Annotated in this window: 13 protein-coding genes and 1 other RNA gene; 9 read left to right on the forward strand and 5 right to left on the reverse strand. The window is 55.5% G+C overall.

Features of this window, described 5'->3' with window-relative positions; translation table 11 throughout:
• The first annotated feature begins 4 nt into the window (after positions 1 to 4).
• The 3 genes from ACWB12_RS10125 (at position 5) to rnpB (ending at position 1,768) form a co-directional block, all read left to right on the forward strand.
• On the forward strand, positions 5 to 670 hold the full coding sequence (locus ACWB12_RS10125; RefSeq protein ID WP_479529962.1) for a hypothetical protein: 666 nt from the start codon (positions 5 to 7) through the stop codon (positions 668 to 670).
• A gap of 73 nt (positions 671 to 743) precedes the next feature.
• Positions 744 to 1,376, forward strand: coding sequence for an N-acetylmuramoyl-L-alanine amidase (locus ACWB12_RS10130; protein WP_479529973.1), 633 nt, complete (start codon positions 744 to 746; stop codon positions 1,374 to 1,376).
• Between the two features lie 11 nt (positions 1,377 to 1,387).
• Positions 1,388 to 1,768: RNase P RNA component class A (gene rnpB, locus ACWB12_RS10135), an RNA gene on the forward strand.
• A 4-nt stretch (positions 1,769 to 1,772) separates the two neighbouring features.
• On the opposite strand, the gene ACWB12_RS10140 is transcribed toward rnpB, so the two are convergent.
• Positions 1,773 to 2,204 carry a hypothetical protein gene (locus tag ACWB12_RS10140; RefSeq protein WP_479529963.1) on the reverse strand — a complete coding sequence of 144 codons (432 nt, stop codon included), beginning with the start codon at positions 2,202 to 2,204 and terminating at the stop codon, positions 1,773 to 1,775.
• Positions 2,205 to 2,407: 203 nt separating this feature from the next.
• On the opposite strand from ACWB12_RS10140, the gene rpmG reads away from it, so the two are divergent.
• Positions 2,408 to 2,575 carry a 50S ribosomal protein L33 gene (rpmG, locus tag ACWB12_RS10145; protein ID WP_009159342.1) on the forward strand — a complete coding sequence of 56 codons (168 nt, stop codon included), beginning with the start codon at positions 2,408 to 2,410 and terminating at the stop codon, positions 2,573 to 2,575.
• 78 nt (positions 2,576 to 2,653) lie between these two features.
• Here rpmG and ACWB12_RS10150 read toward each other — a convergent pair whose 3' ends face one another.
• From ACWB12_RS10150 to ACWB12_RS10160, 3 genes are all read right to left on the reverse strand, one after another.
• Positions 2,654 to 3,163, reverse strand: coding sequence for a hypothetical protein (locus ACWB12_RS10150; protein ID WP_479529964.1), 510 nt, complete (start codon positions 3,161 to 3,163; stop codon positions 2,654 to 2,656).
• 225 nt (positions 3,164 to 3,388) lie between these two features.
• Complete coding sequence (locus tag ACWB12_RS10155) at positions 3,389 to 4,108, reverse strand: Bax inhibitor-1/YccA family protein (RefSeq protein ID WP_479529965.1); 720 nt, start codon at positions 4,106 to 4,108, stop codon at positions 3,389 to 3,391.
• Between the two features lie 136 nt (positions 4,109 to 4,244).
• Entirely contained in the window at positions 4,245 to 4,463 is a 219-nt protein-coding gene (locus ACWB12_RS10160) for a DUF1127 domain-containing protein (protein ID WP_479529966.1), read from the reverse strand.
• Between the two features lie 123 nt (positions 4,464 to 4,586).
• Between ACWB12_RS10160 and ACWB12_RS10165 the strand changes: the two genes are divergently transcribed.
• Positions 4,587 to 5,441 carry a LysR family transcriptional regulator gene (locus tag ACWB12_RS10165; RefSeq protein WP_479529967.1) on the forward strand — a complete coding sequence of 285 codons (855 nt, stop codon included), beginning with the start codon at positions 4,587 to 4,589 and terminating at the stop codon, positions 5,439 to 5,441.
• 125 nt (positions 5,442 to 5,566) lie between these two features.
• Complete coding sequence (locus ACWB12_RS10170; RefSeq protein WP_479529968.1) at positions 5,567 to 6,316, forward strand: nuclease-related domain-containing protein; 750 nt, start codon at positions 5,567 to 5,569, stop codon at positions 6,314 to 6,316.
• A gap of 22 nt (positions 6,317 to 6,338) precedes the next feature.
• Here the strand turns inward: ACWB12_RS10170 and ACWB12_RS10175 are convergent, their stop codons facing one another.
• Entirely contained in the window at positions 6,339 to 7,298 is a 960-nt protein-coding gene (locus tag ACWB12_RS10175; protein WP_479529969.1) for an NADPH:quinone oxidoreductase family protein, read from the reverse strand.
• 322 nt (positions 7,299 to 7,620) lie between these two features.
• Between ACWB12_RS10175 and ACWB12_RS10180 the strand changes: the two genes are divergently transcribed.
• The 3 genes from ACWB12_RS10180 to ACWB12_RS10190 form a co-directional block, all read left to right on the forward strand.
• Positions 7,621 to 7,992, forward strand: a complete 372-nt coding sequence (locus ACWB12_RS10180; protein WP_479529970.1) for a helix-turn-helix domain-containing protein — start codon at positions 7,621 to 7,623, stop codon at positions 7,990 to 7,992.
• 63 nt (positions 7,993 to 8,055) lie between these two features.
• Positions 8,056 to 8,868, forward strand: coding sequence for an inositol monophosphatase family protein (locus ACWB12_RS10185; protein ID WP_479529971.1), 813 nt, complete (start codon positions 8,056 to 8,058; stop codon positions 8,866 to 8,868).
• A 3-nt stretch (positions 8,869 to 8,871) separates the two neighbouring features.
• The coding region (locus ACWB12_RS10190) for an amidohydrolase family protein (protein ID WP_479529972.1) at positions 8,872 to 9,665 on the forward strand (794 nt) is incomplete at its 3' end.

A 9,665-nucleotide genomic window follows, 5' to 3' on the forward strand; every position in this document is an offset into this window, starting at 1 on the left:
CAGCGTGAAGATTAAAAAGGAAGAGGGTTATTCGATGCGGTTATATGTTCCAGCCATAATGGTGCTGGCCCTTGGGGCTTGTGATCCAAAGGTGCCTGATTCCGGCGGCGGTGTCGGATTTGGCGGTTATTCCAGTTATGCGCAACAGCAAGCGGCGCGCGAGGCCGAGTTGCAGGGGCAAACTGCGCCACCGGCCAATGCTTTGTCTGACGAAACGGTTACAACAACAACGCAACCGGTCACGCAAGAAACCGCGCCTGTGGCCACCAGCAATAACGTAAGCATTTCGGACGAGCAGGATTTTGGTGCCGTTTCGGGCCGTGAATCGATTGAAAGCGACCGCGAGAGGCTGGAACAGCAGCGCGCACAATATGTCCAGATACAGCCAACGGCGGTGCCGACAGGCAGCGGGCGCGGGGCCAGCGTGGTCGAGTTTGCTTTATCGACAACCAATCGCGTTGGTGAGGCGCTATATCGGCGCTCCAAGGTGTTTGCCAATTCGCGGTTTATCAAAAACTGCCTGAAATACCCGTCACCCGATTTGGCGCAGGCCGAGTTCCTGAAAAAGGGCGGACCGCAAAAGGACCGCAATGGTCTGGACCCTGATGGCGACGGTTTCGCCTGCTCATGGGATCCACAACCGTTTCGCAACGCCAAAGCCGGCAACTAGAGGGGCGGGGGTGATCATCACCCCGCACCCGTCGCCTAATTTCGGGGCGCGCCGCGATGGGGCGCTGCCCGATATGGTGGTGTTGCATTATACCGCAATGCAGAGCGCTACGGCGGCATGTGAGCGGCTGTGTTCGACCGATCACGAGGTGTCGGCGCATTACCTGATTTCGGAAGCGGGCGAGGTGTTTTCTCTGGTGGATGAAGCGCAGCGGGCATGGCATGCTGGCGCGGGCCGCTGGGGGGCTGTTACGGATGTGAACTCGCGCTCGATCGGGATCGAGTTGGCCAACACCGGATTTGCCCCGTTTCCAGAACCACAAATGGCAGCGTTGGAAGAGTTGCTGGCAGGCATCATACGCCGCTGGGCGATCCTTCCCGAACGTATTATCGGCCACTCCGATATGGCACCAGGGCGTAAGGTGGACCCGGGCGCGCGGTTTGACTGGTATCGTTTGGCACGATCAGGGCTGTCTATCTGGCCAAATGCCGATTCTAAACAGGCCCACAATTCCGGAATAGTGGAAACGTTGCGGGCCCTTGGGATGACCGCAGATTGTGACGATGAAACCCTGCTGGCTGCGTTCCGTTTGCGATATCGGCCATGGCTGTCAGGCGTGTCCGGTCCGCCGGATCAGGTGGATTTGGCGATGGCAATTGACCTTGCCACCCGCTTCCCCGTTGACCAACCGCTGTTAACCTCCTAAATCACCCATGCGCGGATGGCTGGATGGCCGCGTTTACCTAGGTAAGCGAGGAAAGTCCGGACTCCACAAAACGACGGTGCCGGGTAATGCCAGGCCGGGGAAACCCGAGGGAAAGCGCCACAGAAAACAGACCGCCTGTGCATGCACAGGTAAGGGTGAAACGGTGGGGTAAGAGCCCACCGCGCGGCTGGCAACAGCAGCGGCACGGCAAGCCCCACCGGGAGCAATGCCAAATAGGAACCTCGCGGGCGCTCGCGCCCAGGGTCGTTTTGGCCCTGAAGGTTCGGGTTGGCAGCTAGAGCCAGTTGGTAACAGCAGGCGCCGAGGAATGGTCATCATTCGTCAGGGGAACCTGACGGATACAAAATCCGGCTTATAGGCCATCCGCGCATATCATTAGGGAACCGTCACACTGGTTTGCCCGTCATAAATTGGCAACGGCCCGTCTGCTGGCCCCAAGCCGCTGATCTCGACCGTGATATGATACCGCCCCGGCTTTGAATAGGTGTGCCGTTTAATATCGACGCAACGTTCCCCATATGGACCACTGTGCAAATCACTGACGGCGCCATCGCCCCATGAAATCCGGAGCCAGTAAAATGCGCGCCAGTCGGGGTGTTGGTAGGTGCAGTTCTCAATCTCTCTTTCAAATGTCCACGGCCCCTTCAGAACAACGCCCCCTGGTTCACCGATAACGGGTGTGGCCTTCAGGTTTCTGGTTTCCGTGCCAACAGAGGGGGTTGTTGGACCGGCCTGCGGGTGACAGGCCGCAGGAATCGCCATTAGAAATGTCAGCGTAATGATGTGAGCCATGCGATTATGTGTCATTTTATGCATCCTGTTGTTGGTTGCTTATATCTATGACGTGACTGTAGGGCTGATCCTTGGTCGGTGAATGAAAAAGGTTCCAACAAACAGCGTGCTTGTGCTTATTTCGCGGGATTGCGGTTGACTCGGGGCACAGGGGCGCTAAAAGGCGGGACTTGTAGATTGATTGGGCGAAATCCGCCCCCCGCTTTAGGAGCATTAACATGGCGAAGCCAACCACAATCAAGATCCGCCTGAACTCGACAGCGGGCACTGGCCACTTCTACGTGACCAAAAAGAATGCCCGCACCATGACCGAGAAAATGGTTGTGAACAAATACGACCCGGTTGTGCGCAAGCACGTCGAGTACAAAGAAGGCAAGATCAAGTAGATCAGCCTTTCAGGTTTAGAATTTGAAAAGGCCGCGCAGGTTTTGCGCGGCTTTTTTTGTTGGATGTGGATGTCGGGTTTAGAACCGCTTACCGGTGGTCATTAAACCTTGAGGGCGGGCTCTTAGACTGGTGGCTTTCAGATCGACAGATCGGTAAACTCCGTTGGTAATATAGACAATATTCAGCGCTGTACGCCCCTTGACTTTACGAACCAGAACAAAGCCCGAGGTTGCTTGTGATGCTTGTGTCAAAAAAGCGTGGATATCAAACTGTCTTGGGTTGTTCCGTGTGTCCATCCGAAGCTTTTGCAGCCAACGCCTTGCGGCTTTTAGGTGGGCCGTTGTTAAGGGGCGTTTAGCAGAATAACTGCGCTCCTTCGTCTTTCCATTTACGATAAACTGCGTGGTCCCGTTACGTGTGTTTACGTGGCATTGTGTCACCACATTGGTGCGATATTTTCCGGCACTGCTTGCTGTAGCGATAGTGCAGGTTCGTGTTTGTCCAGCCTGCGCGAGCCCTAAAGAAGGGCTGGCAAACAATGTGATCAGAAGAAGAAATAGACGGGAACGGTTTCTTAGCAGCAACATGATGGTTTCCTTCATTTGTGGAACAAGACCCAATTATTGATCGGGCAGGCATCACGATTTTAAGGCGGACGGGGACAACCAACAACTTACCAAAGTCGTATTGTTTCGCGGGTATTAGGTCTGAAAAAGTTGAGAAACTGCTGTATTGTTATGAGCATTCGCCAACGGTACAAAAAGGGCCGGTCAATCTGACCGGCCCTTTTTCAAACTCAATATGAAACGCTGTTAGTTGCGGTTGCCCATGAATTGTAGCATGAACATAAACAGGTTCACAAAATCCAGATACAGGTTCAACGCCCCCATGATGGCCGATTTGGCCAGCCATTCACTGTCGCCGTGTTGCGCATGCGCCAGATAGTCGTTCTTGATCTTCTGCGTGTCGTAAGCGGTAAGGCCTGCGAAAATCAGAACGCCAAGGGCAGAGATTGCCAGTTGAACGATGCCCGACCCCAGAAAGATGTTCACGACGGATGCGATGATCAGGCCGATCACACCCATAATCAGGAACGAGCCCCAACCAGAGATGTCTTTCTTGGTGGTGTAACCCCAAAGGCTAAGACCGGCAAAAGCAGCCGATGTCACAAGGAAAGTCTGGGTGATCGAATACCCAGTAAACACCGCGAAAATCCATGCCATCGACAGGCCCATTGCGGCAGCGAATACATAGAAAAACAGCTGTGCGCCCGCGGCGGAAATCCGGTTGATCATTGCGCCGAACGCAAAAACCATGATCAGCGGCAGGAACATAACGATGTAACGCACGTAACCGGTAAACAGCGTTTGCAACAACGCCTCGTTGGTGCCAACGGCCCAGGAAACCAGCGCTGTCAAAAGCAGGCCAACGGACATTGTGCCGTAAACCTTGTTCATATGGGCGCGTAGCCCTGCGTCGATCTCGGCTGTGCCTACGCCGGCACCGGCGCGGATCGTATTATAGTCTGCCATGGAAACCTCCAGATAAAGTTATATTGGCCAGTGCCCATAGGAAACGGCCACCTTCACCGTTATATATTGGCAAAGATGGTCTGTTTTTCAAGGATTTCTGTGCGGAATACCCGCAATTGGTGCGATTTAATGCAGATTACTGCCGCCAAGTGGCCGGAACGTCCCAAAACGGGCGGTTTGCTTCGGCTTTGGCGTCTGCATAGGACAGGCCCAGATCGTTTAGCGCGGCGCTGTCCAGTTGGCGGAGGGCGCGGCGTTGATCCTGTGTAGCAAAGATTTGCGCAATCATGCGAAACATTGAGGGACGCTGTTTCGGGAGTGTGCGGGCGGGGCTGTTGCAAGTTGTCATAGTCATGGTGCGATCCTTTCGATCTCGTGATTGGTTTGGCTGTATTCATTAAAATACTTGATCTGTATTGCATTCCACGATCCATTATGGAAATGAATGTTTATGCGACAACACATCAAGGATTGTGATATGCCCAGAAATCTCGACATGACCGCCCTGCGTTCCTTTGCCGCTGTTGCCGAAGCGGGCGGGGTGACCAAAGCCTCGGGTTTTTTGAACCTGACCCAGTCCGCCGTATCCATGCAGCTAAAACGGCTGGAGCAATCGCTGGACCTGAAACTGCTGGAGCGCAATGGACGCGGCGTGGTGCTGACTGGGGCGGGCGAGCAACTGCTGGGGTACGCCCGCCGCATGCTGGCGCTGAATGACGAGGTGTTCAGCCGCCTGACCGATCAGGCCTATGAGGGCGAGGTGGTGCTGGGCGTGCCGCATGACATCGTTTACCCCGCCATCCCGAAGGTGTTGCAGCGCTTTGCCGCTGAATATCCGCGGGTCAATGTACGGCTGGTGTCGTCCTATACCACGGGCCTGCGCAAAATGTTCGAGCGCGGCGAATGCGACATGATCCTGACGACTGAGGATTCGCTCGATAACGGCGGCGAGACCTTGCTAACCTTGCCGCTGATCTGGATCGGGGCGCCGAACGGCACGATCTGGAAAACCCGCCCGCTGCGGCTGGCCTATGAACACGCCTGCATTTTTCGCGCCGGCGTGCAGAAAAAACTGGACGAGGCGGGCATCGCTTGGGAAATGGCGGTCGAATCCGACTCCACCCGCACTATTGAGGCGTCCGTGAGCGCCGATCTGGCCGTGCATACGGTGCTGGAAGGCATGGCACCGCCCTATGTGGAAGCGATCCACCACAACGGAGCACTACCCGACCTGACCACCAAGCAGATCAACCTTTATGTGTCGCATCTGGCCACGGGGCAGGTGGTCGAGGACATGGCGGAGTTTGTGCGGCAGGCGTTTCGGAATTTATGAGGGGGGAGAAGGGCTGGTTTGAGCCGTTAGTTTGGGTCGCCAAATTTGCCAACCCCGCACCCTTCTCAACCTTCTCAATTTCGAATAGGTTTCCTTTAGTTGATTTAGGGTAGTTGAGGAGCATCTTGCAGGAATTTCTAACAATCATTCTATTCATCGGGGTGGTGATCGCTTTTTTGTCCCTGCGATCCCCGTCCTCCAAAGGGGCGGTTGGAGAGGCACGAGTCAATTCTTCACTTCGATCAAGCCTGAACAACCATGAGTATCACGTTCTTACCGATTTAACGCTTCCGACCAAAGACGGGACAACGCAAATCGACCACATCGTCCTTTCACGGAATGGTGTTTTTATTGTCGAAACGAAAAACATGTCCGGCTGGATTTTTGGAGATGCTAACCAAGCGCGTTGGACACAAGTTCTCCACCGCCACAAATCGCAATTCCAGAACCCGCTCCGGCAGAACTACAAGCATATTAAGGTCGTGCAAGATCTGCTTGGTATAGAGATACAGCAACTCCATAACGTGGTGGTATTCGCCGGTTCCGCAGAGCCTAAAACAAATATGCCAGAGAATGTTCTTTGGGATGCTCGAGAACTTTCGGGCTACATCCGATCAATGCAAAACGCGCATTTCTCAGACAATCAACTTCGAGTATTTAGAGAACGGCTAAACAGCAACGCGTTAGACGCCAACCGCGAAACAATGCGCGCCCATATTAAGCATGTGAAAACCAGGGTAGCTGAGCAACAAAACGATAAGACAAAATGCCCACGATGCACCGCAAGAATGGTCGAGCGCTCCAATCAAAAATCTGGAGAAAAATTCCTTGGGTGCTCTCGCTTTCCAAAGTGTAAAGGAACGAGGGAAGTATAGTGGAGACGTGATTTACCCAACCCTAAACCGTCACCACCACTTTACCCGTCGACTTGCGCGAGCGCAGCAATTCCAGCGCTTCACCCGCCCGCTCCAGCGGCAGTGTGTGGCTGATGTGCGGGTGTAATTCCCCCGCCGCATACCACCCCAGCAAGGTATCCAGACTGTCGTGCAGCACGTCGGGCGCGAACTTCAGATACCCGCCCCAGTAATACCCGATCACCTCGATATTCTTGACCAACAATATGTTGGCCGGAATTTGCGGCACCTCGCCGCTGGCAAACCCCAGCGGGATGATCCGCGCCTCGGGGTTGCAGGCCCGCAACGCTGCTTTGAACAGATCGCCACCGACCGGATCATAGACCACATCGGCCCCGCCCAGCGACTTGACCACCTCGCGCAGATCATCCGTGTCGCTATCCACCAGGTGATCCGCCCCCGCACGGGATGCGACCGCCAATTTGTCCGCCCCGCGCGCACAGGCAATCACCGTCGCGCCTAAGCGCTTGCCGATCTCGACCGCCGTCAGGCCAATGCCGCCCGCCGCCCCCAGCACCAGCAATGTCTCGCCTGGCTTCAGTCGCGCCCGATGCGCCAGCGCCAGATGCGAGGTGCCATAGGCCACCAGAAATCCGGCCCCAACGGTGGTTGTCATATTATCCGGCAACAGGTTGCAATGCGCCGCCGGAAAACAGCCGTATTCGGCCAGCCCGCTATGCCCGTGATAGACCGCCACCCTGTCGCCGATTTTCAGGTCCGTCACCTCCGACCCCAGCGCATCCACAATCCCCGCAGGCTCCATCCCCAAGGTGAAGGGCAGATCGGGGCGTTCCTGATAGCTGCCGTTGATCATCAGCAAATCACCAAAGTTCAGCCCGCAGGCCTTGATTTTCAGCCGGATTTCGCCCGTTTTCGGAGTTGGCACCTCGCAGGATGTAAGACGTGGCGCATCCCCGATACTGTGCAATTTAAAGGCGCGCATGGTGTGGCTCCATAACATATTAAGATGTTGCAGCGTATGCTGGGGCACGAAGTAAAGGTATTGCGCATGCGGGTAAAGGGATTGCGAAGCAGATAGGGCGCGGGGAATTGGAATATGTTGCCCAACGACGTTAAACACGCCAAGGTTGTTGCCGATTCTTTGTGCAGACAATAGGGGCAGCCAATCGGATGAAAGATACTAAGGTTTTGTTAACAAGTATGCCACTTACGCCCCTGAATGCTCCAAAAGCTTGGATATAAGGACAGGTTGGAGGAATAATTCTTTTATTATAGTAAGTTGGAATTGAAATTAGGAATATGAAATGAAGCACCCTGTTGATGTCCATGTCGGGAAACGTATTCGCCACCGGCGCTGGCTGGTTGGTATGACCCAGCAACAATTGGCCGAAAAGGTCGGAATTAAGTTCCAGCAAATCCAGAAATATGAAACCGGAATGAATCGCGTTAGCGCCTCACGGTTGTGGGATGTTTCGGATGTGTTAGGGGTTTCCGTTAGCTTTTTCTTTGATGGTTTGAACGACAAGGCAGCGGACGCGCCTGTGAATGGCCATATCCCTGTGGATATTATGGCCGACAAAGAGGCGCTTGAGCTGGTTCGCTCTTATTATGCGATGCCGGAAAACCAGCGCCGCCGTCTGTTTGATCTGGCGCGTGTGCTGAGCGATGTTGCCTAGCCGCGCTTGACGCCAATCGCGTGATGCCGCAACAGTGACTGAGTGCAGTCAAAGGCGGGGCGGATGGCGGAATTATCAATCAACGAGCAAAACAGCCTGAAGCGAACGGCGCAAGCCTTGGCCGATGTGGCGCAGGTGGAAACACTGCGCCATTTTCGCAAGGCGGGGTTGGTGGCTGATAATAAAGAGCCGGATGCGTTTGATCCTGTAACCGTTGCCGACCGCGCTGCCGAAGTTGCGATGCGCGATGTGCTGGCCAAAATGCGCCCGCAGGATGCGATATTGGGCGAGGAATTCGGCTATAGCGAGGGGAGCAGTGGCCTGACGTGGGTGCTGGACCCGATTGACGGCACCCGCGGATATATCAGCGGCACGCCGACGTGGGGGGTGCTGATTTCGGTGCGTGATGAAAGTGGTCCGTTTTTCGGCCTGATTGCCCAACCCTATATTGGCGAGCGGTTCATTGGCGGGCTGGGTGAGGCGCGGATGACGGGGCCGCATGGCGAGGTGGTTTTGAAAACCCGCGCGGCGCGGGGTTTGTCACAATCAATCCTGCTTAGCACCTTTCCCGCGATCGGCACGCCGATTGAAAAATCCGCATTCAGGGCGCTTAAATCCAAGATGCAACTGACCCGTTACGGTATGGATTGTTATGGCTATGCGCTGCTGGCCGCGGGCCACGTCGATTTGGTGGTCGAGGCCGGTTTGCAGGCCTATGACGTGCAAGCCCCGATTGCAGTGGTGCAGGCGGCGGGCGGCGTAGTGACCGATTGGCAGGGCAGACCCGCGCATGACGGCGGACGGGTTTTGGCGGCAGCAAATGCGCAGGTTCATGCAGCGGCGTTGGAAGTTTTGCGTGAAGCACCGGAGAATTGAACAATGGGTGATGTGCTAATTCAGGGTGCGGATACGCTGGTTACAATGGATGATGGGCGACGCGAGATTGCGGGCGCTGATTTACGGTTGCGCGACGGGGTCATTGCCGAGGTGGGGCAAAATCTGGCGGTGAGTGGTGCCGAAATTATCAATGCCAAAGGTTGTGTGGTGACACCGGGTTTGGTGAATACGCACCATCATTTATACCAGACCCTGACCCGTGCAGTACCCGGCGGGCAGGATGCGCTGCTGTTTGGCTGGCTGCAAACCCTGTATCCGATTTGGTCGAAATTCGGGCCCGAGGAAATGCGGATATCGGCGATGGTGGGCCTGTCGGAACTGGCGCTTTCCGGTTGCACGATGTCTTCGGATCACCTGTATTTATACCCCAATGGCAGTAGGTTAGACGACACGGTTGAAGCTGCACACGAGGTTGGTTTGCGGTTCCACCCGACTCGTGGGTCAATGAGCATTGGCGAGAGCGATGGGGGTCTGCCACCTGACAGTCTGGTCGAGGCTGAGGCCGATATTCTGACCGACAGCATCCGTTGTATTGACACGTTTCATGATGCGCGCGAGGGCGCGATGGTACGGGTCGGCATTGCACCTTGCTCGCCATTTTCTGTCAGCCGCGACTCGATGCGCGAGGCCGCATTGCTGGCGCGGGACAAGGGGGTGATGTTGCACACCCATCTGGCGGACAACGACGAGGATATCGCTTATAGTCTGGAACAATGCGGGGGCCGTCCGGGGCCATACGCCGCAGGTCTGGGCTGGGGTGGCGATGCTGGGGGGCG

This window comes from Profundibacter sp. (assembly GCF_056498605.1).